Origin of the sequence: Streptococcus anginosus subsp. whileyi MAS624, from assembly GCF_000478925.1 — a bacterium.
In the GTDB taxonomy this organism is placed as follows: domain Bacteria; phylum Bacillota; class Bacilli; order Lactobacillales; family Streptococcaceae; genus Streptococcus; species Streptococcus whileyi.
This window is the reverse complement of record NZ_AP013072.1, coordinates 1131523-1153837: the sequence shown is the minus strand read 5'-3', so window position 1 is coordinate 1153837 and position 22315 is coordinate 1131523. Positions and strand designations below refer to the sequence as shown.

Annotated in this window: 23 protein-coding genes and 2 pseudogenes; 18 read left to right on the top strand and 7 right to left on the bottom strand. The window is 37.5% G+C overall.

The genetic code is table 11. The features are described from left to right. Positions 1 to 46 precede the first annotated feature (46 nt). The 3 genes from ANG_RS05835 to ANG_RS05825 are packed head-to-tail and all read left to right on the top strand — an operon-like array spanning position 47 to position 3597. A complete protein-coding gene (locus ANG_RS05835; protein ID WP_003036863.1) occupies positions 47 to 1582 on the top strand; it encodes an ABC transporter ATP-binding protein in 1536 nt (511 codons plus the stop codon). Next, complete coding sequence (locus tag ANG_RS05830; RefSeq protein WP_003036657.1) at positions 1575 to 2639, top strand: ABC transporter permease; 1065 nt, start codon at positions 1575 to 1577, stop codon at positions 2637 to 2639. The genes ANG_RS05835 and ANG_RS05830 overlap by 8 nt, the downstream gene beginning before the upstream one ends. Before the next feature lies 1 nt (position 2640). Next, complete coding sequence (locus ANG_RS05825; protein WP_003036779.1) at positions 2641 to 3597, top strand: ABC transporter permease; 957 nt, start codon at positions 2641 to 2643, stop codon at positions 3595 to 3597. A gap of 109 nt (positions 3598 to 3706) precedes the next feature. Here the strand turns inward: ANG_RS05825 and trhA are convergent, their stop codons facing one another. Then, a complete protein-coding gene (gene trhA, locus ANG_RS05820) occupies positions 3707 to 4354 on the bottom strand; it encodes a PAQR family membrane homeostasis protein TrhA (RefSeq protein ID WP_003024373.1) in 648 nt (215 codons plus the stop codon). Further along, positions 4338 to 4796 carry a DUF1836 domain-containing protein gene (locus ANG_RS05815; RefSeq protein WP_020999621.1) on the bottom strand — a complete coding sequence of 153 codons (459 nt, stop codon included), beginning with the start codon at positions 4794 to 4796 and terminating at the stop codon, positions 4338 to 4340. The genes trhA and ANG_RS05815 overlap by 17 nt, the downstream gene beginning before the upstream one ends. 113 nt (positions 4797 to 4909) lie before the next feature. Between ANG_RS05815 and yaaA the strand changes: the two genes are divergently transcribed. Continuing rightward, positions 4910 to 5635: a peroxide stress protein YaaA gene (gene yaaA / locus ANG_RS05810; RefSeq protein ID WP_003036840.1), complete on the top strand. Its 726-nt coding sequence runs from the start codon at positions 4910 to 4912 to the stop codon at positions 5633 to 5635. 47 nt (positions 5636 to 5682) lie between these two features. Here the strand turns inward: yaaA and ANG_RS05805 are convergent, their stop codons facing one another. Together ANG_RS05805 and ANG_RS05800 are read right to left on the bottom strand one after the other, a co-directional pair. Further along, on the bottom strand, positions 5683 to 6234 hold the full coding sequence (locus tag ANG_RS05805; protein ID WP_003036827.1) for an NADPH-dependent FMN reductase: 552 nt from the start codon (positions 6232 to 6234) through the stop codon (positions 5683 to 5685). 66 nt (positions 6235 to 6300) lie between these two features. Then, positions 6301 to 6747 carry a MarR family winged helix-turn-helix transcriptional regulator gene (locus tag ANG_RS05800; protein WP_003036856.1) on the bottom strand — a complete coding sequence of 149 codons (447 nt, stop codon included), beginning with the start codon at positions 6745 to 6747 and terminating at the stop codon, positions 6301 to 6303. Positions 6748 to 6831: 84 nt separating this feature from the next. On the opposite strand from ANG_RS05800, the gene ANG_RS05795 reads away from it, so the two are divergent. The 6 genes and pseudogenes from ANG_RS05795 to ANG_RS05770 all read left to right on the top strand — a co-directional run bounded on the left by ANG_RS05795 (position 6832) and on the right by ANG_RS05770 (position 12524). Continuing rightward, positions 6832 to 7320, top strand: a complete 489-nt coding sequence (locus ANG_RS05795) for a cell wall elongation regulator TseB-like domain-containing protein (RefSeq protein ID WP_003036639.1) — start codon at positions 6832 to 6834, stop codon at positions 7318 to 7320. Beyond that, positions 7317 to 8495: a pyridoxal phosphate-dependent aminotransferase gene (locus tag ANG_RS05790; protein ID WP_003036807.1), complete on the top strand. Its 1179-nt coding sequence runs from the start codon at positions 7317 to 7319 to the stop codon at positions 8493 to 8495. The genes ANG_RS05795 and ANG_RS05790 overlap by 4 nt, the downstream gene beginning before the upstream one ends. 3 nt (positions 8496 to 8498) lie before the next feature. Then, positions 8499 to 8866: pseudogene (locus tag ANG_RS05785) on the top strand (VOC family protein). A 19-nt stretch (positions 8867 to 8885) separates the two neighbouring features. Beyond that, on the top strand, positions 8886 to 10232 hold the full coding sequence (gene asnS, locus ANG_RS05780) for an asparagine--tRNA ligase (RefSeq protein WP_003036751.1): 1347 nt from the start codon (positions 8886 to 8888) through the stop codon (positions 10230 to 10232). A 111-nt stretch (positions 10233 to 10343) separates the two neighbouring features. Next, the gene (locus tag ANG_RS05775) at positions 10344 to 11537 is read left to right on the top strand and encodes an MFS transporter (RefSeq protein ID WP_003036666.1); all 1194 of its coding nucleotides are present in this window, start codon (positions 10344 to 10346) and stop codon (positions 11535 to 11537) included. Positions 11538 to 11774: 237 nt separating this feature from the next. Beyond that, entirely contained in the window at positions 11775 to 12524 is a 750-nt protein-coding gene (locus tag ANG_RS05770) for a PHP domain-containing protein (RefSeq protein WP_025271787.1), read from the top strand. A gap of 55 nt (positions 12525 to 12579) precedes the next feature. On the opposite strand, the pseudogene ANG_RS05765 reads toward ANG_RS05770, so the two are convergent. Together ANG_RS05765 and ANG_RS05760 are read right to left on the bottom strand one after the other, a co-directional pair. Further along, positions 12580 to 12903, bottom strand: a pseudogene (locus ANG_RS05765) (nuclear transport factor 2 family protein). An 11-nt stretch (positions 12904 to 12914) separates the two neighbouring features. Then, entirely contained in the window at positions 12915 to 13367 is a 453-nt protein-coding gene (locus ANG_RS05760; protein ID WP_025271785.1) for a DUF1694 domain-containing protein, read from the bottom strand. Between the two features lie 175 nt (positions 13368 to 13542). Here ANG_RS05760 and eno point away from each other — a divergent pair, with 175 nt between their 5' ends. The 4 genes from eno to ANG_RS05740 all read left to right on the top strand — a co-directional run bounded on the left by eno (position 13543) and on the right by ANG_RS05740 (position 17225). Further along, the gene (gene eno / locus ANG_RS05755) at positions 13543 to 14847 is read left to right on the top strand and encodes a surface-displayed alpha-enolase (protein WP_025271784.1); all 1305 of its coding nucleotides are present in this window, start codon (positions 13543 to 13545) and stop codon (positions 14845 to 14847) included. A 78-nt stretch (positions 14848 to 14925) separates the two neighbouring features. Beyond that, positions 14926 to 15666, top strand: a complete 741-nt coding sequence (locus ANG_RS05750) for an NAD-dependent protein deacylase (protein WP_025271783.1) — start codon at positions 14926 to 14928, stop codon at positions 15664 to 15666. 160 nt (positions 15667 to 15826) lie between these two features. Beyond that, positions 15827 to 16501, top strand: coding sequence for a SatD family protein (locus ANG_RS05745; protein WP_025271782.1), 675 nt, complete (start codon positions 15827 to 15829; stop codon positions 16499 to 16501). Further along, complete coding sequence (locus ANG_RS05740; protein ID WP_003036641.1) at positions 16494 to 17225, top strand: DUF3307 domain-containing protein; 732 nt, start codon at positions 16494 to 16496, stop codon at positions 17223 to 17225. Before ANG_RS05745 ends, ANG_RS05740 begins: the two co-directional genes overlap by 8 nt. A 42-nt stretch (positions 17226 to 17267) precedes the next feature. On the opposite strand, the gene ANG_RS05735 is transcribed toward ANG_RS05740, so the two are convergent. Next, the gene (locus tag ANG_RS05735; protein WP_003036762.1) at positions 17268 to 18113 is read right to left on the bottom strand and encodes a DegV family protein; all 846 of its coding nucleotides are present in this window, start codon (positions 18111 to 18113) and stop codon (positions 17268 to 17270) included. A gap of 134 nt (positions 18114 to 18247) precedes the next feature. Between ANG_RS05735 and ANG_RS05730 the strand changes: the two genes are divergently transcribed. The 4 genes from ANG_RS05730 (at position 18248) to nt5e (ending at position 22314) form a co-directional block, all read left to right on the top strand. After that, entirely contained in the window at positions 18248 to 18832 is a 585-nt protein-coding gene (locus ANG_RS05730; RefSeq protein ID WP_003036781.1) for a TetR/AcrR family transcriptional regulator, read from the top strand. A 17-nt stretch (positions 18833 to 18849) separates the two neighbouring features. Beyond that, complete coding sequence (locus ANG_RS05725) at positions 18850 to 19317, top strand: deoxycytidylate deaminase (RefSeq protein WP_003024408.1); 468 nt, start codon at positions 18850 to 18852, stop codon at positions 19315 to 19317. 48 nt (positions 19318 to 19365) lie between these two features. Continuing rightward, on the top strand, positions 19366 to 20001 hold the full coding sequence (locus tag ANG_RS05720; RefSeq protein WP_003036805.1) for a hypothetical protein: 636 nt from the start codon (positions 19366 to 19368) through the stop codon (positions 19999 to 20001). 159 nt (positions 20002 to 20160) lie between these two features. Then, positions 20161 to 22314, top strand: a complete 2154-nt coding sequence (nt5e, locus tag ANG_RS05715) for a cell surface ecto-5'-nucleotidase Nt5e (RefSeq protein ID WP_025271781.1) — start codon at positions 20161 to 20163, stop codon at positions 22312 to 22314. Position 22315 lies beyond the last annotated feature (1 nt).

Genomic DNA, 22315 nt, shown 5'->3' with positions numbered 1-22315 from the left:
AGTGAGTTTTACTGAAATAAAATAATTTCTGAAAGGAATCAATCATATGGCACATGAGAATGTCATTGAAATGCATGAAATAACCAAGATTTTTGGTGAATTTGTCGCAAATGATAAAATCAACTTAAATCTAAGACGCGGTGAAATTCATGCACTTTTAGGAGAAAACGGAGCGGGCAAGTCCACTCTGATGAATATGTTAGCTGGCTTGCTTGAGCCAACAAGTGGTGAGATTACTGTGAATGGAAAATCAGTGACAATTGATTCTCCATCGAAATCAGCATCTTTAGGAATCGGAATGGTTCACCAGCATTTCATGTTGGTAGAGGCTTTCACGGTTGCTGAAAATATCATTTTGGGTAGTGAAACGACCAAAAATGGTGTTTTAGATATTCGAAAGGCAATCAAAGACATCAAGGAACTATCCGAAAAATATGGTTTAGCTGTGGATCCGACTGCAAAAGTTGAAGATATTTCAGTTGGTGCGCAACAACGTGTTGAAATCTTGAAAACATTGTATCGTGGCGCAGATATCTTGATTTTTGACGAACCAACAGCAGTATTAACTCCTTCAGAAATTGAAGAACTAGAACATATCATGAAAAATCTAGTCAAAGAAGGAAAATCCATTATTTTGATTACACATAAATTGGATGAAATCCGTGCTGTTTCTGATCGTGTAACTGTCATCCGTCGCGGTAAGAGTATTCAAACCGTTGAAATTGGTGGCGCAACGAATAAAGATCTTGCTGAAATGATGGTGGGACGTTCAGTATCCTTTACAACGGAAAAAGAAGCTTCAAATCCAAAAGAAGTTGTTCTATCTATTAAGGATTTGGTTGTGAATGAGAATCGTGGTGTGCCTGCTGTTAAAAATTTATCTTTGGATGTACGAGCTGGTGAAATTGTTGGGATTGCCGGGATTGATGGCAATGGACAAAGCGAGCTAGTTCAAGCAATCGCAGGTCTTCGGAAGGTGAAATCAGGTAGCATTACCATTAAGGGGAAAGAAGTCGTTGGCTTATCTCCGCGGAAAATTACCGAAATGCAAGTTAGTCATGTGCCGGAAGACCGTCATCGTGATGGCTTGGTTTTAGATATGATGTTGTCTGAGAATATGGCTCTGCAAACTTATTACAAGGAGCCATTAAGCAAAAATGGAATTTTGAATTACAATAATATCACTTCTTATGCACGAAAGTTAATGGATGAATTTGATGTTCGGGCTGCAAGTGAAAGTGTTCCAGCATCTGCTCTTTCAGGAGGAAATCAACAAAAAGCCATTATTGCTCGTGAAATAGACCGCAATCCTGACCTTCTAATCGTTAGTCAGCCAACTCGTGGATTAGACGTTGGAGCGATTGAATACATTCATAAACGTTTGATTGAAGAACGTGACAAGGGTAAAGCAGTGCTTGTGGTCAGCTTTGAATTAGATGAAATCCTGAATGTTTCAGACCGTATTGCTGTTATTCATGATGGTAAGATTCAAGGTATTGTAACTCCAGCAGAAACTAATAAACAAGAGTTGGGTATCTTGATGGCTGGTGGTGAAATTAAGAAGGGAGATTCAAATGACTAAGAAAACGCAGCAAATTGCGGTGCCTTTGATTTCCGTTGTTCTTGGAATTTTACTCGGTGCCATTATCATGTGGATTTTTGGCTATGATGCTATCTGGGGTTATGAAGAGCTGTTCAAAGCTGCTTTTGGTACTATCCGTAGTATTGGTGAAATTTTCCGCGCAATGGGTCCACTTATTTTAATTGCTCTTGGGTTTGCAGTAGCGAGTCGGGCTGGGTTCTTTAATGTCGGCTTGCCGGGGCAAGCTTTGGCAGGTTGGATTTTGAGTGGCTGGTTTGCGCTTTCATTTCCTAATCTTCCTCGCCCAATTATGATTCTTGCTACGGTTGTCATTGCAGCAGTAGCTGGTGGGATTATCGGTGCTATTCCTGGTATTCTTCGTGCTTATTTGGGAACAAGTGAAGTTATCGTTACGATTATGATGAACTACATCGTTCTCTACGTTGGAAATGCAATGATTCATAGTTTCCCAAAAAGCGTTATGCAAAGTATTGACTCAAGTGTTAAAGTTGGGGCTAATGCAACCTATCAAACAGAATGGTTACGGGCATTGACCAATAATTCACGGATGAATATCGGAATCTTCTTTGCAGTTATTGCCGTTGTTCTTATTTGGTTTATGCTGAAAAAAACAACGCTTGGATTTGAAATCCGTTCTGTCGGGCTAAATCCAAATGCGAGTGAATATGCAGGGATGTCTGCTAAACGGACGATTATTCTTTCAATGATTATCTCAGGTGCCCTTGCCGGTGTCGGAGGTGTTGTTGAAGGACTTGGAACTTTCCAAAATGTCTATGTACAAGGAAGTTCCCTAGCTGTCGGCTTTAATGGTATGGCCGTTAGCTTGCTGGCAAATAATTCACCAATTGGTATTCTCTTTGCAGCATTCTTATTTGCCGTGCTTCAAGTCGGAGCTCCAGGTATGAACACCGCAACGATTCCAGCGGAGCTGGTAAATATTGTAACAGCATCAATTATTTTCTTTGTAAGTATTCATTACATCATTGAACATTTTATCAAACCAAGAAAACAAGCAAAAGTAAAGGGAGGAAAATAAGATGAATTTTGTAACAATATTAAGTCTGTTAGTTTCCTCTATGCTGATTTATGCGGCACCTTTAATCTTTACTAGTATCGGTGGTGCCTTCTCAGAGCATGCTGGGATTGTCAATGTCGGACTTGAAGGTATTATGGTTATGGGAGCTTTCTCAGGAGTTGTCTTTAACCTTACTTTTGTGAATACCTTTGGAAGTTTAACGCCTTGGTTAGCACTTTTAGTTGGTGGTATTGTGGGACTAATTTTCTCACTCATTCATGCTGTAGCGACTATCAATTTCCGTGCGGACCACGTTGTTAGTGGTACAGTGCTTAATTTGATGGCGCCTGCGTTAGCGATTTTCTTGGTAAAAGCTTTCTATAATAAAGGGCAAACAGATAATATTCAAGTATCGTTTGGTAAATTTAATTTTCCACTATTATCAGATATTCCTGTCATTGGAGATATCCTCTTTAAACACACCAGTCTAATGGGGTATATTGCAGTTGCATTTGCTTTCCTAGCATGGTTCATTATGTTTAAGACGAAATTTGGGCTTCGTTTGCGCTCTGTAGGGGAACACCCACAAGCGGCAGACACCCTCGGTATCAATGTTTATCTCATGCGTTATTACGGTGTGATGATTTCAGGTTTTCTTGGCGGTGTTGGTGGAGCGATTTATGCACAATCTATTTCCGTAAATTTCGCTGCGACAACCATTATCGGACCAGGATTCATCTCACTAGCTGCTATGATTTTTGGTAAATGGAATCCAATTGGCGCTATGCTTTCAAGTCTCTTCTTTGGACTATCTCAAAGCTTAGCCGTTATCGGAAGTCAATTACCATTCCTATCACATGTACCAGCTGTGTACCTACAAATTGCACCTTATGTATTGACTATTGTTGTGTTGGCAGCATTCTTCGGGAAAGCTGTTGCACCAAAAGCAGACGGTGTCAATTATATTAAATCAAAATAAACTATTGCAAAAAGCCAAGTTACTGTTTAAAGTAGCCTGGCTTTTGTGATAAAAAAACAATCATTCTGCTAAGAAGAGCGACTTAGAGAATGATTGTTTTTAAAATGTTTTACATAAAATAGACAATAGCAAGATATTGAAGTGCAGAAGCAGCTAGGATAAAGAGGTGCCAAATCATGTGGAAATATGGTTTTTTCTTAGCATAAAATCCTGCACCAACAGTATAACAGAGTCCTCCAGCTAACATCAATCCCCAGAAAATAGGTCCCGTTTGACCAATGATTTGCGGAATGATCAGAATCACCAACCAGCCCATAATAAGATAAAGCGCTAAGCTGAATTTTTCATTAACTTTTTTAGCAAATATTTTATACAAAATACCAAAAATGGTCGTTCCCCATTGAATTGTGATAATAAGATAACCCAACCAATTGTTCATAAGGGATAGTACGACTGGCGTATAACTTCCCGCAATAGCAATGTAAATCATTGAATGATCGATGATCCGTAGAATATACTTATGCGTAGAACCATAGCTCATTGAATGGTAAATCGTTGAAGAAAGAAACATCAGAAATAAACTGATGACAAAAATTGAAACTCCGACAGCAGCAAGCATACCATGTTCTTCATAGCTGTAAATGGCTGAGATAGGAAGCAGTACTAACATAACCACAGCCCCGACAGCGTGAGTGACAGCATTGGCAATTTCTTCCCCGAAGCTGAGTTGTTTGCTGAGTTTAAGCGTTTGATTCATTTGTTTTACCTCCTTCTAAGGCTAGAGCCAATTTCTTTGTTTGATGAAATAATTTCACCGTTTGGCAAGCTGCTTCAATGGCAGGTGCGATTATGTCAGCTTTTTCTTCTCGCATACAATTAACAAATTCATTATAAAGAGTGGCCGAATCTTTTCCGTCTACCAGAAGTTGAATCGTCTTGATAATATCTGGTATTGGAAAGACAGGTTTTAACGTCGTCAGTACAATCAGACGAGCAATCTGTACACGATTGTATTTTTTCTTAATTGGCTTTGGAATGTGGGCGTGTTTCACATAATTATTGACCATAGCAGCCGTTAAAGGCTTATCCGTGCTATGAAATGCTTGTTCGTTGACACCATTCACATAGAGGAGAACCTGGTCAAGATAAAGATCTAACTCTGGTAGTTCTTCCCAAGTTGGGAATTTTGTGATTTCCAAAATATCCACCTCTTCCTTATCTAGTCTTTATAACTAGATTATATGATAATGATTGTCTGTTGTCAAGAGAAAAATCATTTGTTCTGCAAAATAACTTTTGATACAATAAGATTATGAAAATTTTAATTCCAACTGCAAAGGAAATGAATCTTAGCCTTAAGCCTCATGGCAAGTGTTTTCTTTCAGAGCAAACAAAAACAATTGTAGCTAGTCTATCACAGTATTCTATTGAAGAATTAGCAGATTTCTATCATATTAGTCTGGAACGTGCAGAAGAAGAGTATATTCATCTTCAACAATTAAAAAATGGGCAAGCCTTGACTTACCCAGCTTTGCATTTATTTGATGGTCTTATGTATCGAAACATCGGAAGAAGTCATTTAACGAAGCAAGAGTTGAGGTATGTAGACAAGCATTTGTTCATCACTTCTAGTCTATATGGTGTTATACCAGCTATGGCATTGATTTCACCTCATCGATTGGATTTTTCAGTGAAATGTACTATTTCTGGCAAAAGCCTGAAAAATTATTGGCGCAATGATTATGATGCAGCTATTTCAGATGAGGAAATGATTTTGTCTCTGTTATCAAGTGAGTTCGAGACGGTGTTTTCCAAATCTGTGCGCGATAAGATGCTTCGGTTTAAATTTTTAGAAGATAGAGAAGGAAGTTTGAAAGTTCACTCAACTATTTCTAAGAAGGCGCGGGGGCAATTTTTAACTGCTTTAATTGAAAATCAAATAACAACGAAAGAGGAAATCAAGCAATTGCAATTTGCAGGCTTTGCTTTCCGAGAGGATTTGTCTACGATAAATACCTATGTCTTTGTTAAGGAGTAAAATAAAAATGGAATGATGTAAAAGTGTCATTCCATTTTTTGCTTATTTTAATAGATAGCTGCCAATAATGCTTCAGCTTGAGCTGCGAGTTCAGCTTGTTTTTCTTCGGAAACTGTCAGTTGACCTGTTCCCCAGGCTTCCGGGTTAACAGTAACACCAGTAAATGGTTCAACAACTTTCATACGAATAAATGGAAGAAGGCTGCGATAATGTTTGAAAACTTCATCTGGAGAAGTTCCATTGGCTACAGAGGAAACTGTTACAAGTTTTTCATTAAGAGCAGAAGGTCCTGATGGATCTGAAAGGTCAAGAGCACGTGATAGCCAATCTAAGAGATTTTTAACAACTCCTGGAATTGCCCAGTTATAGGTTGGTGAGAAGAGCCAGATAGCATCAGCAGCGAGAATTTCTTCACGAGCTTTGGCAACAGCCGCGGGAGCTGGGCTTTCAATATCTTGATTGAAAAATGGAACATCTTTGAAATCAAGATAAGAAACTTCAGCTTTGCCAGCAAGAATGTTTTCAGCTTTAGAAGCTAACTGATGGTTGAATGAGCCTTGGCGAAGAGACCCGACGATAAATAGCACTTTTTTAGACATATAAGTCACTCTCCTTTTCTTTTGTACCTGTTTATGTTACAACAAATACCACTAGTTAGCAAGAGATTAGCTCAACTTTTTAAATTTCTTTAAAATCCGAATCAAATCTTCTTTATCTTGCTCTGTTAAAATGCTAAATACTTGTTGAATATTTTGAATATGATCTGGAAGTACCGCTTCAATTTTACTACGTCCTTCTGGAGTCAATCCGACTAAAAAAGAACGTCGATCAGATGGGTCACAGGTACGAAAAATCCAACCGTCCCGTATCATATTTTTAATGACAACGGTCATATTTCCAGATGTAGCAAGCATTTTATCAATTAAATCTTGGATCCGCAAGTTTCCTTTACTATAAAGGGTTTCTAAAACTGAAAATTGAGTTGGAGTCAGATTGTGTTGTTTTGCCGCCTGATTTTCAAAAGGTCGAATCGTGCGAATAGCTTTATTTAAAACAATCATTGTTTTTAAATCTAAATGATTTTCTTGAAAAAGTTTTGTTAGTTTGTCCATAACTGTATTTTATCAATAAGTAGTAATAAAATCAAATTTTAGAAAAAGATAGAAAAAAATCCTTATTTATAGTATAATGGACGAGTGAAAAATAGAAGAAAAAATGATAGAAATTTCATTATTTGGCAATATATTATCGGAAGTGTGATAGTTTTGGCCGTTCTCACTTTTTCTTTTCTTTACATTTTAAATCTATCTATGGATCCTTACCAATCAGCTAAGGTAACGGCTAGTAGAATTACTCGTCAATATGCAGATTTGGATAAAGTAGATCGCTTTGCTATTTATAACGGTGAAAAAAGTTATTACAGTCTTTTGGGGAAAAATCGTAAAAAGACGCAGCTTGCTGTTTTGATAGAAGCAGATAGTGATAAAATCTATACTTATGAGTTGTCCAAAGGGATTAGTCAAGAAAAAGCAAAACAAATCGCTAAAGAGAGTGGTGCCAAACAAATTGATAAAGTGACATTTGGCTATGTAAAAGAGCAACCAATTTGGGAAGTCAAGTCTGGAACAATTTATTATAATGTTGGATTTGAAACAGGAACATTGCTCAGCAAGGAGGGGCTATGATATTATCAAATCGTGTTTTAAATATGGAAGAAAGTGTAACCTTAGCAGCAGCAGCGCGCGCAAAAGCTTTAAAAGCACAAGGACGGGACATTCTATCTCTGACTTTGGGAGAGCCAGATTTTCCAACTCCGAAGAATATTCAAGATGCTGCTATCTCTGCAATAAAAAATGGTAGAGCTAGCTTTTATACGGTTACCAGTGGTCTGCCTGAATTAAAGGAAGCAATTGTAGCATATTTTGCAAAATACTATGGTTATACGATTAAACCAAATCAAGTGACCGTTGCGACGGGTGCAAAGTTTTCCCTTTATACCTTTTTTATGAGTGTCATCAATCCAGGTGATGAAGCGATTATTCCGGCACCGTGTTGGGTTAGTTATGGCGACCAGATTAAGATGGCAGAAGGGATACCAGTTTTTGTTCAAGCGACGGAAGCAAATCATTTCAAAGTGACCGTTGAGCAATTAGAGGCTGCTCGGACAGAGAAAACGAAAGTTTTGGTGCTCAATTCTCCTTCCAATCCAACGGGAATGATTTATACTGCCGAGGAGTTATTAGCGATAGGTAATTGGGCTGTAGAGCATGATATTCTCATTTTGGCAGATGATATTTATGGCAGCTTGGTTTACAATGGAAATGAATTTACACCGATTTCGAGCTTATCTGAAGCAATCCGCAAGCAAACAATTGTTATCAATGGTGTATCTAAGTCGTATTCGATGACTGGTTGGCGGCTGGGTTATGCTGTTGGAGAGCCTGAAATCATTGCAGCGATGAGTAAAGTGGCTGGACAAACGACTTCTAATCCAACCACTGCTTCCCAATATGCGGCGATTGAAGCTCTAAAGGGTCCTCAAGATACTGTTGAAATCATGCGTCAGGCTTTTGAAGAACGTCTCAATACCATTTATCCTTTGCTTGCAGAAGTTACTGGCTTTGAAGTGGTGAAACCACAAGGAGCATTTTACCTCTTTCCAAATGTTAAAAAAGCAATGGAGCTGAAAGGCTATTCAGATGTGACAGAGTTTACAACAGCAATCCTAGAAGAAGTAGGCGTCGCTCTTGTAACGGGTGCTGGCTTCGGTGCGCCAGAGAATGTTCGCCTGAGCTATGCGACGGATATGGATACCTTGAAAGAGGCCGTTCATCGTATCAAGGCGTTTATGGAGGATTAAAAAATGATCGATCATTTTACCCTTAAGGTAAAGAATTTAGGAGTTTCTAAAGCTTTCTATCAAGCTGCTTTAATTCCTTTAATTATCACCTTCAATTTGATACGGGGCAGGTCGTTAGTTTCACAGAACCGCGAGATGTGGATCCAGGTGGTGATTTTTGGCTAAATGTTGGTCAACAAGAGCCGATGCATTTTGTCTTTAGTGCTCAAACTTGTCAAGAAGTAGATGCTTTCTATCAAGCAGCTTTGGCTGCTGGAGGAAAGGATAATGGTGCACCTAGCGAACGTAAAAATTACCATGTGGGATACTATGCGGCCTTTGTGATAGACCCAGACGGGAACAACATTGAGGCTGTTTATCATAAAAAATAAAATAGAAAAGAGAAAAAACGTGTCAACAAAATATACTTCAATTATGGATGTTAAAAATCATGTCGGAGAAGAAGTGACGATTGGTGCTTGGGTTGCCAATAAATCAGGAAAAGGAAAGATTGCTTTTCTGCAATTACGCGATGGGACAGCTTTTTTTCAAGCTGTGGCTTTCAAGCCAAATTTCCTTGAAAAATTTGGTGAAGAAGAGGGTTTGAATAAATTTAATATCATCAAACACTTGAACCAAGAAACAGCTGTTTTAGTAAAAGGAATCGTCAAAGAAGATGAGCGCTCAAAATTTGGATATGAATTAGACGTGACGGATATTGAAATCGTTGGAGAGTCTAATGATTATCCTATCACACCAAAAGAGCACGGAACAGACTTTTTGATGGATCACCGTCATTTATGGCTACGTTCACGCAAGCAAATGGCAATTATGCAGATTCGCAACGCAATTATCTATGCTTCCTATGAATTTTTTGACCGCAACGGCTTTATCAAATTTGATAGTCCGATTTTATCGGGAAATGCAGCGGAAGATTCCACAGAGCTTTTTGAAACAGATTATTTTGGAACTCCTGCCTTTCTAAGTCAATCTGGGCAACTTTACTTAGAAGCAGGTGCTATGGCACTTGGTCGTGTATTTGACTTTGGCCCTGTTTTCCGTGCCGAAAAATCCAAAACACGCCGCCATTTGACAGAATTCTGGATGATGGATGCAGAATATCCATTTGTTTCTCATGATGAGTCGCTTGATCTTCAGGAGGCTTATGTGAAGGCTTTGATTCAAGGAGTTTTGGATCGTGCACCACATGCGCTTGAAGTGTTGGAACGTGATACTGATCTTCTTAAAAAATACGTGGCAGAACCCTTCAAACGTATTTCTTACGATGAAGTAATTGACCTTTTGCAAGAACACGAAAATGATGAAGAAGCTGAGTATGAGCATATCGAACGAGGTGATGATTTCGGGTCACCACACGAAACTTGGATTTCAAACTATTTTGGTGTGCCAACTTTCGTTGTGAACTACCCTGCTAGCTTTAAGGCTTTCTATATGAAACCTGTTCCTGGTAACGAAGAACGTGTGCTTTGTGCAGACCTTTTAGCACCAGAGGGCTATGGAGAAATCATAGGTGGTTCTGCTCGTGAAGAAAGCTATGAAAAATTATTAGCGAAGATTGAAGAAAATGGTCTGAACCCTGATGACTATGCTTTCTATCTAGATCTTCGTAAATATGGTTCAGTTCCTCATGCTGGATTTGGACTTGGTTTGGAACGTATGGTGACATTTGTTGCAGGAACGAAACACATCCGTGAAGCTATTCCATTCCCACGTATGCTCCACAGAATTGAACCTTAGGAAATGTAAAAACGCCGATTGGCGTTTTTTTAAAAATTAAAAGAATATGAAAAATGAATAAGTTAGAAAACTGAACGGAAAGTTCGGTTTCTTCTTAGTAAAGGAAAAAGTATGTTTAGGAGAAGTTACAAAAGAAATATTCCTCTTATGGCAGGAGTGGAATTCTTAGGATTTCTAGGTATTACGAGTTTTTGGATTTTATTCCTCAGTCAAAATGGTATGTCTTTACTGCAAATTGGGCTGTTAGAGAGTATTTTTCATGCAACAGGCATTGTTTTTGAAATTCCGTCAGGCATGTTGGCAGATCGATTTTCTTATAAGACCAATCTGTACGTAAGCCGCTTGACTAGCATTTTATCATCTATTTTAATGTTGACAGGGCAAGGAAATTTTTGGATATATGCAATGGCAATGATAATCAATGCTTTGTCTTATAACTTTGATTCAGGAACGAGCTCTGCACTGCTATATGACTCTGCTGTAGAAGCTGGTTTAAAAGACCGTTATTTGAAAATATCAAGTTTGATGTCAGGTGTTTCTGAGGCAGCAATCTCTTTAGGAACGGTACTAGCGGGGTTATTTGTACATGGATATTTGTATATTACTTATTATATCATGATTGCGGTTTCTATTATTGTTTTAATTCTGATTTGGTTGATAAAAGAACCGACAATGAAAAAGAAAAATGACGAAGTGTTGACGATGAAAAAAATTATCTTGATTGTGAGAGAAGAGATGAAAAATAATCCCAGTCTTTTTACATGGATGATGATTTTTCAATTTGTTGGAACAATAATGTGCATGTTTTACTTTTACTATCAAAAACAATTGCCAGACTTGGCAGGATGGCAGATTTCGACAGTTATGTTGATTGGTAGCGTCTTAAATATTTTGGCAGTTTCTCTTGCCAGTAAGATTGGGAAAACATGGCATTCTTTTCGGATTTTTCCAGTAGTTGTCAGCTTAACAGGAGCAGCTTATGTACTGTCATTTTTGGGAACACCATTCATGTATATTATGATTTATTTGACGACAAATGCTTTGTATGCTATGTACCAACCAATATTTTACAATGATTTGCAACAGTATTTACCAAGTTCAGCCAGAGCGACCATGTTAAGTGTTGCTTCAATGATGTTCAGTGTAAGCATGATTATCATTTTTCCGATTGTTGGTTGGCTGATTGACAGTTTTGGCTTTGATCAGACTTTTATTGGATTAGGGCTAGTTCTTATCTTGCTAACGCCGTTTTTAGTGATTGTTTTTCAAATGATTCGTAAACAATTGAAATCAATCAAAAATTAGCTCATTATTTATTATCTGCAGAAGTGATTTGTATCTAATTTTTAATGAATGCAACCAGTTGTTGCTGCTTATGATAAAAACAGCAAATATAAGTAAAATTATATACTTATTTTTTACACAACTACAAAATATAATTATCAAATTTAGGAAAATCTTGTTTAAAAATACTATATATTGTAGTTAGTATAAACTGCTATATAATTCCTTAGTGTTATAGAGATGATAGGAGGAAAACTTATGCGCGATAATCATCTTCATACTTACTTTTCTTATGATTCAGATGCTGATTTCAGAGATTATTTGGAACATTACGATGGTGAAATCGTAACGACTGAACATCTGGATTTATCTAATCCCTATCCGTATGATTCAGGTTCTCCTCACGATGATATTCCTGATTATGAGTCTTATTCTAGAAAAATAGCTGCTCTCAATCGGAAATATGGAAATCGAATCAAAAAAGGAATTGAGATTGGCTATTACAGACCACGAAAGAAAGATATTTTAGCTTTCTTAGAAAATAAAAATTATGATTTAAAACTGTTGTCTGTTCACCATAATGGGAAGTTCGATTACTTAGAAGAACCTGCTTTACAATCTGATAAAATGAAGGTGATTCCAACTTATTTTAAAGAAATGGAAGAAGCTATTGAGAGTATTCCAGCCCATATTTTGGCACATTTCGACTATGGTTTTCGCAAGTTTAATGTGACAGTTGAAGAACTGAAAAACTTTGAACCTCAACTTCGTGCCCTCTTTCAGAAAATGATAGAGTACAACTTGGCTTTTGAACTAAATTGCAAGTCTATGTATCTCTATAATCACGAAGATATTTATATCTATGCTTTATCTTTGGTGAAAGAATTGGGCGGAACAAAGTATTCTGTTGGCTCTGATGCCCATACGTTAGAACATTTTCGCTTGAATTTCGACCAAATCAAGCAGATCCTAACGGCATTTGGTATAGGCGAAGCAGAGTTGTTATAAAAAATAAGGCTAGGATATTATTCCCTAACCTTATACGTTTGTTTCTCAAAAATGATCATAGCAAATATTTATATTCTCTGACAATTAAACCATTTTCAAACTCAAAAATATCACAGGATAGTTGACTAAAATCATTTTTGAGAATAGTAACAATCCGATTTTCATCTGTTGAAAAAGTATGTAAACGGGAAAATTGAACAGTGTTATGACGATAGGCTTGCTGAATCTTAGAAAGGTAATCTTCTACTCCATGAATAATAGAAACCTCTTGCTCATGCAATTCCCAGAGAATTTCAGGATGTAAAAATGTTTGGTAAGTTTTCTAATCTCTTTGATTTTCCGCTCGAAAGAACAAGGTTAATGTTTCTAAATTTGTCATTAGCGACTTCCTTAATGAAACAACTTTTCCCAAAAAGAAGTTTTCTTTTCTGTTTTTTGAGTTGAATCTGATTGGAAAAGTTCAGAAAATTGGATAAGGATTTCTTTTTCGGTAATCTCTACTGGATGATCGCTATGAATGACCAAGCCAAATGGAGAATTCTTGCAGTTACTAGACACGATTGTTGCTTTGCAGCCAAGATCTTTTGCTATTTTTAAGTAAAAAATTTGATACTGACTGGTGACCTCGGGAGATATTTTCACAGTTACAGGTTGATAGTCCAAGATAATCTTTTGTAACATTTCTTTAAAGTGGTCGTGGATGGGAGCGCTGTTAGCTTCATCAATACTACATTCTGCAATGACCCGCTCTTCAAATGTCTCTAAAAATTTTCTTTGCTCATCGGGATTTAATTTTAATCCCCCTTGAGATTTTTCCATTATTGTTTTATTTATATCTGTCATAAAGTTAGTATAGCATACTTTTTTTGAAATTTATCCAAGAAACATTCGGAAATATAAAGCGCTTACATAGAAAATTATCGTAAATTTCATAGAAAGGCACGATTTTTCCTTGAAAAAAACTGATTTTTAAGGTATGATAGGAATGTAAATAAAATAACTCAAAGGAGAGTAAAAAATGTCAATTATTACTGATGTTTACGCTCGCGAAGTCCTAGACTCACGCGGTAACCCAACACTTGAAGTAGAAGTTTATACTGAATCAGGCGCTTTCGGACGTGGTATGGTTCCATCTGGAGCTTCTACTGGTGAACACGAAGCAGTTGAACTTCGTGATGGTGACAAATCTCGTTACGGTGGTCTTGGTACACAAAAAGCTGTTGACAACGTAAACAATATCATTGCTGAAGCAGTTATTGGTTATGACGTTCGCGATCAACAAGCTATTGACCGTGCAATGATTGCACTTGACGGTACTCCAAATAAAGGTAAATTGGGTGCAAACGCAATCCTTGGTGTATCTATTGCTGTAGCACGTGCTGCTGCTGATTACCTTGAAATCCCACTTTACAGCTACCTTGGTGGATTCAATACTAAAGTTCTTCCAACTCCAATGATGAACATCGTCAACGGTGGTTCTCACTCAGATGCTCCAATCGCTTTCCAAGAATTTATGATTGTTCCTGCTGGTGCACCTACATTCAAAGAAGCTCTTCGTTGGGGTGCTGAAATTTTCCACGCTCTTAAGAAAATCCTTAAATCTCGTGGTCTTGAAACAGCTGTTGGTGACGAAGGCGGATTTGCTCCTCGTTTTGACGGAACTGAAGATGGTGTAGAAACTATCCTTGCTGCTATCGAAGCTGCTGGTTATGTTCCTGGTAAAGATGTATTCCTTGGATTTGACTGTGCATCATCAGAATTCTACGACAAAGAACGCAAAGTTTATGATTACACTAAATTCGAAGGTGAAGGAGCTGCAGTTCGTACAGCTGACGAACAAATCGAATACCTTGAACAATTGGTTGATAAATACCCAATCATCACTATCGAAGATGGTATGGATGAAAATGACTGGGAAGGTTGGAAGAAACTTACTGAACGCCTTGGTAAGAAAGTACAACTTGTTGGTGATGACTTCTTCGTAACAAACACTTCTTATCTTGAAAGAGGTATTAACAAAGGATGTGCTAACTCAATCCTTATTAAAGTTAACCAAATCGGTACTCTTACTGAAACATTTGATGCTATTGAAATGGCAAAAGAAGCTGGTTACACTGCCGTTGTATCACACCGTTCAGGTGAAACTGAAGATTCAACAATTGCTGATATCGCAGTTGCAACTAACGCTGGACAAATTAAGACTGGTTCATTGTCACGTACTGACCGTATTGCTAAATACAACCAATTACTTCGCATCGAAGACCAACTTGGTGAAGTTGCTGAATACCGTGGTTTGAAATCTTTCTATAACTTGTCAAAATAATTCAGTTATAATATGAATCGGCTAGTTCTGCTAGCCGATTTTTTCTTTAATAATATTGGTAACTTTTAGGAGGGCGATATGGACAAGATTGAAGAACTGGCTCAGATCATTCAAAGTAGCCAAAATATTGTATTCTTCGGTGGTGCAGGTGTTTCAACTGAATCTGGTATTCCGGATTTTCGCAGCTCAAATGGTATTTACAATATTGAGTTAAACCAGCATTTTTCAGCAGAGCAACTAGTTTCACATACGATGTTTGAACGTTATCCAGAACAGTTTTTTGACTTTTACAAGAAATATCTTATTTATCCTAACGCTAAGCCAAATGTAGCCCATGAATATTTAGCTTATCTAGAAAAGCTAGGGAAATTAAAAGCAATTGTTACCCAGAATATTGATAGTTTACACGAGATGGCAGGAAGCAGGAACGTATTAAAAATTCATGGTAGTGTGGACCGAAATTTTTGTATCGATTGTCATCGTTTTTATGACTCAGAGGATTTTTTGAAATTGCCAGGAATCATTCCTTATTGCGAGACTTGTGGTTGTGTAGTTAAGCCAGATGTGACTCTTTATGAGGAACCGTTAAATATGGAAGTTTTTTCTCAAGCTATTCAGGTTATCAGTCAAGCTGACCTACTCATCATTTGCGGAACATCGCTAGTTGTTTATCCAGCTGCTAATTTGGTTCATTATTTTCAAGGACGGCACTTAGTTGTTATCAATAAAAACAATGTACTACAAGATAGTCAAGCTGACTTAGTCATCAAGGGCAAGATTGGAGAAGTGCTGGGTAAGGCATGGAAAGTAATGGGGTAGTCATTTTCAAATCAAATGATGGTTTCAATCATGTGCTTAGCTGTATTTTTTAGAGATAGTAGATTAAAAAATGTCCTCCATGACGGAAATTTTGGAAAATGTCCTTTATAATGGAAATTTTGGAAAATTTCCATTATAATAGACAAAAAGAGGTGAGAAGATGATGTACATTGCTCTTATTGGAGATATTATTGAATCAAAAAAAATACAAGATCGAGCGCAGGCGCAACAGAAATTGTTGCAATTGATGAAAGAGTTGAATCAGCAATATCAGAAATATTTAGTTTCGCCCTTTACGGTCACAGCTGGCGATGAATTTCAAGCTTTGTTTTTACCAAATTCGGATATGTTTCAAATCATGGATCAGCTTTCTGTTGCATTTGCTCCTTACGAAATTCGATTTGGGATTGGTGCTGGAGACATGATTACAGAAATTAACAAAGAACAAAGCATTGGTTCTGACGGTCCGGCGTATTGGCTCGCGAGAGAAGCGATTAACTATGTTCATGATAAGAATGACTATGGCATCAATCACATTTCGGTTTCTTTGGCAGACGAAGAAGTCGGTCAGACAATCAATGCTATTTTAGCTGCGTGCTCTTTTATTCAGTCCAAGTGGACAGATATCCAATATGGTGTCCTCAAACAATTACTAGCTGAAAATATATACGATGAAACATTTTCGCATAAAGAAATGGCAAAACTACTTGGTATCACTCCGAGTGCTTTCAACAAACGTATCAAGGCGAGTGGGTTAAAAATTTATCTCAGAAATAAACGAGTTGCGATGAACTTGATGTTAAATGCGATAGAGAAGGAGGAGAAACATGTCTAATTTGTGGGGATTTTCAGACTATTTTGTACAACATCCAATCTTGTTGTTAACATTATTAGCGCATGTTTTAGCTGATTTTCAATGGCAAAGTCAAAAAATGGCAGATTTAAAATGTCTAAAATTGCCTTATTTATTGCTGCATTTAGCCATTGTTTTTCTTCCGTTGCTGATTTTGAGTATCTTTTTCCCGAAAAATATTATTTACTTTATCGCTGTTTGGCTTAGTCATGTAGTTATTGATTTCCTGAAATACAGGCTCAACACGTTTATAGAAATAAAGAAACTCACAAAGCAAGTTTTCATCATTGACCAACTCCTTCATTTGATTTGTATTTTTCTATTTTATGCTTTATTAGCTAATAAAATCAACCCACAATGGCTGAAAAATGGAGCGTCAGTTGCTCAAACCCTTCTTTTCTTGGCAATCGTTGGCAAGCCTGTTAATATTTTATTTAAGCTTTTCTTCAGTAGGTATCAGTCAAAGGGAGATAACCAAGACACTATAGCAGGTGCAGGTGCGATGATTGGGATTTTAGAGCGTTTTATTATGGCTTTGTCTCTTATATTTGGGCAGTTTGCTTCCGTTGGCTTAGTCTTTACTGCCAAGTCAATCGCACGATATAACAAAATTTCTGAAAGTCAGTCCTTTGCAGAATACTATCTCATTGGCTCACTTTTTAGCATGATTAGTGTGTTAATTGTTTTTGGTTTGCTTTATTTGTAATATAAAAACTGTAGTTTAGTGATTGACTACAGTTTCGTTATATTATTGAATTTCATAGCCCATGAGGAGACCATTTTCTTCAGCATAAAAGCTACAAAGTCCAGAAGTCGGGATGACTTCAATAACAGCTTGTGGGAATCTTTCACGAACCATTTCGGAAAATTGCTGGCAAAACTTGGGATTATTTCGATGAGCAATAATGATTTGTCCACCGGCATAGCCTGCTTTGATGAGTTCATCAAAAGCTGCGACTAGTGATTTTTTAGCACCACGCGCCTTTTGAAGCAACTCCAACTTGCCGTCTTGACTGGCTTCGCCGACCATACGAATATTCAGTAATCCTACAACGGCTCCAAGCAATTTGCTCAGCCGTCCGTTTTTGACTAAATTGTCAACTTTTGCAAGAACGAAAAGCAATTTTGTCTTGGTTTGATAGGTTGTAATTTCTTTTATGACTTCTTCATAACTTAAACCTTGACCGATAAGAAGATTAAGCTTTTTGATGATCAAATCATTTTCACCGCCAGCAGAAAGAGTATCAATAATGTGGATATTCACGTCAGGATGGTCTTCGAGATAGAGTTTTTTAGCCACTTGTGCGCTATTATGGCTTCCTGATAAGGTTCCTGTAATAGTGACCACAAAAATATTTGAAGCTCCATCAAAAGCTTTCATATAGTCATCTGGACTAGGGCAAGCAGACTTTGAAGCCGAAGAAGTGGCATACATTTTTTCCATCATTTCATCAATATTAAGCTGATCGTTATCTATAAAGATTTCATCGCCTACTTGAATAGTCAGAGGAACAGTTTTAAATAAGGTGTCAACAGCAAGGTTTTCGATAGTTCTATAATCACAGCCTGAATCAGCTACAATTTTCCAAGTCATTCAATTTCTCCTTTAGTGGGATGATCCCTTAATTAGACATTGACAAAAGGTTTGCCTTTTTTTACAATTATATCATGAAAACACCGCTTTAGAAAGCCTTTACAGTCGGTTGTTACATATAGAAAGAAAATGTTATGTCGGAACGTAAAATATCGAAAAAATCTTTAGAAAATCTAAAAATATCAAATCGGGAATCTAATCGAATTACAAAAGAATCCTTAGAAATCTCGCTATTGCAATTGTTAGAAAAGAAAGAGTTGACCCAAATTACCATTTCTGAATTAGTAGAGAGAGCTGGTGTCTCGCGCGCAGCTTTTTATCGAAATTATGATTCAAAAGAAGAAATTTTACAAGAGATTTTCCAACGAACAGTACAAAAGATTACCGATAAATTGGAACAATTCAATATGAGAACCGAGCTTTATCAAGTGTGGCTGTTCTTGTTTAAAGAAGTCAAAAAAGAAGCACGAATCCTTAGCTTAGCAGTGGATTATAATTTAGAAAAACTGTTGACAAGTGCTGTGTTTGATTTCTTGGAAAAACAAAATAGTTCCAGAAAAGAAGCTTCAACTTACATGAATTCATTTTGGAGTTCGGCGGTGGTTTCTGTTTTAATCAAATGGACAAAAGACGGCATGAGGGTTCCGGCAGAGAAGATTGCATCGCTCGGACTGCCGCTTTTTCCACATCGAAAAAATGATAAACCGAGTGATAAGTAAGAAAAGAAGGTGACAATATGGCGACAAAAAGATTGGCTTGGGACGAATATTTTGCAGCACAAGCGCTCTTGATTGCAAATCGCTCAACCTGCAAACGAGCAAGCGTTGGGGCGGTTATTGTAAAGGATAATAAAGTTATATCAACAGGATATAATGGATCTGTTTCAGGAACGGAACACTGCATCGATCATGAATGCCTGATAGTTGACGGGCATTGTGTGAGGACTTTGCATGCAGAAGTAAATGCAATTTTGCAAGGTGCAGAGCGTGGAATCCCAAAAGGATTTACTGTTTATGTCACTCATTTCCCTTGTCTCAATTGTACGAAACAGCTTTTACAAGTTGGTTGCAAGCGAGTGGTTTATATCAATCAATACCGTATGGATGATTATGCGCGGTATTTATATAGCGAAAAGAAAGTTGAGCTAGTACATCTGCCAATCGAAAAAGTGAAAGAAGCGATCTCGGAGACTGATTTGATATAACTTTTAGAGTGGGACATTTTGTTTTCTATGAATAAAAGGAAAGAAATTATGACACAAGAACAACTTCAAAAAGCCTGGCAAGCATTGTTTGATGGGCAATATCAGCTTGCCAAGCAATTCGTTTATCAAATAGACCAAGATAGTTATAGTACACTGAATTTAAAAGCTTATATTGCTTTGGAAGAAAAGGATTTTCAGTTGGCTCGTCAGGTTTTAAAAGACTATTATGCTCAAGCTATGTCTGAAAAGAATCTGGAAGAACAGCATATAGGCTTACATCAATTAGCGATGGTCGAACGAGAAGAAGAGCATTTTCAAAAGGCTTATGACTTGATAATGGCAGAAGCTGCAATTATTACAGAGCATTTCCCCGATGATGTCCTAAAGGCATCGGTCAATTTGTACGAACAGGGGTATTTACAATTCAAACTTGGAAATATTCACCTTGCAGAAGAACTTTTGCAAGAAACACTAAATTTAGCGTTGCAGACAGATGACTTTGTCAATCATGCTTGTGCTTATCGGGGCTTGGCTGAGGTAATGTTAGCTAAGGGAGATATAAAAATGGCTAAATTTGATGCTCAAAAAGCACTGGCGTGTTTTGAAAAAGCAGGTGATACCGTTGGAGCAGCAGGACTGAAGGACTTAATGACACAGATAAACTCACAAGATAGAAGTTTATAAATAATGTTTGTGAAATAAGATATTCTAATGTAAAAGTTAGAATATTTTTCTTTTTAGAACAATTTTAGCGAACGATAAGATAAAGATTGCTCAATAAGGTTTTATTTTACCAGAAAATCTTGTATAATAGAATCAAAAAAGAATAAAAGAGGATTGATTATGAAAAAGGAAAAATTCATTATCCCCATTTTGTCAACATTGCTAATTGCTCCAGCAATTTTAGCACATCAGGTTTCTGCTGATGCTGTAGATCCAGCTGCTTCAACAGCACCTGTAGAGCAAGTAGAAGTTCCTAAAGAAAATCAGTCGGTAGCCCCTACGATCGCTCAAGGCGATTCAGCAGTTTCGCCTGCTACTGAAGCTTCCACGGAGAAAGTAACAGAAAAGAGCGAGAACAAACAAGTTGAAAATTCTGTAACCCCAGCAGATTCTACAACTCCAGCCGCTCAAGCGGTTGCTGCACCTACAACTCAATCTGAAAAAGATACGGTTATTCTTCATACAAATGATGTACACGGTCGTATTGTGGAAGAAAAAGGAGTCATTGGCGATGCTAAATTAGCAGCAGTCATTGAGCAAGAACGTGCAAAGACTAATCAAACAACACTTGTTGTGGATGCAGGCGATGCTTTTCAAGGACTTCCGATTTCCAATAGCTCAAAAGGAGAAGAACGCGCGAATATTTTAAATAAGATTGGCTATGACGCAATGGCGGTCGGAAATCATGAATTTGACTTTGGTTTGGATGAGGTGAAAAAATACAAAGAAATTTTGAAATTCCCTCTTCTTAGTGCCAACACTTATGTCAATGGAGCACGTCTTTTTGAAGCTTCTACGATTGTTGATAAAGACAAGAATGTTGTGGGAGATGAATTTGTGGTTATTGGGGTGACAACGCCAGAAACTGCAACAAAAACACACCCACGCAATGTTCAAGGGGTTACGTTTACAGATCCAATTTCAGAAGTCAATAAAGTCATTGAAGAAGTGGAATCTCGTGCGAAAGCGGAAGGTAAAACTTACAAACATTATGTCGTTTTGGCGCATTTGGGTGTAGATACGACGACACCAGTTGAATGGCGTGGTTCTACCTTGGCAGAAGCATTATCAAAAAATCCTTTGCTAAAAGGAAAACGTGTGACAGTGATTGACGGGCATTCACATACTGTAGAATCAGTAACCTATGGCGACAATGTTACTTATAATCAAACAGGTAGTTACTTGCATAATATCGGAAAAGTAACGTATAAATCTGGTCAAATCCTAGGAAATCCTCAACAAATCTCAGCTGATTCAGTAAAAGGCGTTACTCCAGATCCAGCTATTCAGCAATTAGTAAACAAAATCAAAGAGAAATATGACCAAGAAAACGCAAAAGTGGACGTTGCTAATAGCCCAGTTGAGTTAAATGGTAATCGAGAAAATGTCCGTGTGCGGGAAACCAATCTTGGAAATGTCGTAGCAGATGCGCTCTATGAGTACGGGCAAACAGGATTCAGTCATAAGACAGACCTTGCTGTAACTAACGGCGGCGGACTTCGTGAAACAATTGCGAAAGGAAAACCAATCACCAAAGGAGATATCATTGCTGTTCTACCATTTGGTAATACCATTACTCAAATAAAAGTAACTGGGCAAAACATCGCAGACATGTTTGCTAAGTCTTTAGGCTCTATTTTACAAGAAAAAGACGGCAAACCAGTCCTAGATGAAAATGGGCAACCGCTACTTGAACCAAGCGGCGGTTTCCTACAAGTTTCTGGAGCAAAAGTTTATTATGACACCACCTTGCCAGCCGATAAGCGTATTCTTGGCATTGAAATCAAAAATCCTGAAACAGGAAAATACGAAAAATTAAATCTCGCAAAAACTTACTATCTTACAACCAACGATTTCTTGGCTGCAGGTGGTGATGGTTATAGTATGTTGGGCGGGGCTCGCGAAGAAGGTTCTTCAATGGACGTTGCTTTTGCGGACTATTTAGCAAAAACAGACTTAACAGCTTATGCGGTTGTCAATCCTAATTCACGAACTATCTCAATCTCAACTGCACAATACAAGAAACTTCAGGATCAAGCTGCTAACCAAGTGAAGCCAAATGAAACTGGAGAAAAAGAACTTGTGCCAGCAGTTCAAACAAATACAGCTCAAAGAACGGCAACGATTCCAGTCAATGTACATAAACAATTTATGCCTTCAAGTCAAAAGAGCTTGCCAGAAACAGGTACAACAGATACTACCTTTATCAGTTTACTTGGCTTTGTTGTTGGACTTTTAGGATTATCCAGATTTAAAAAAGCTCACAAAGAATAAA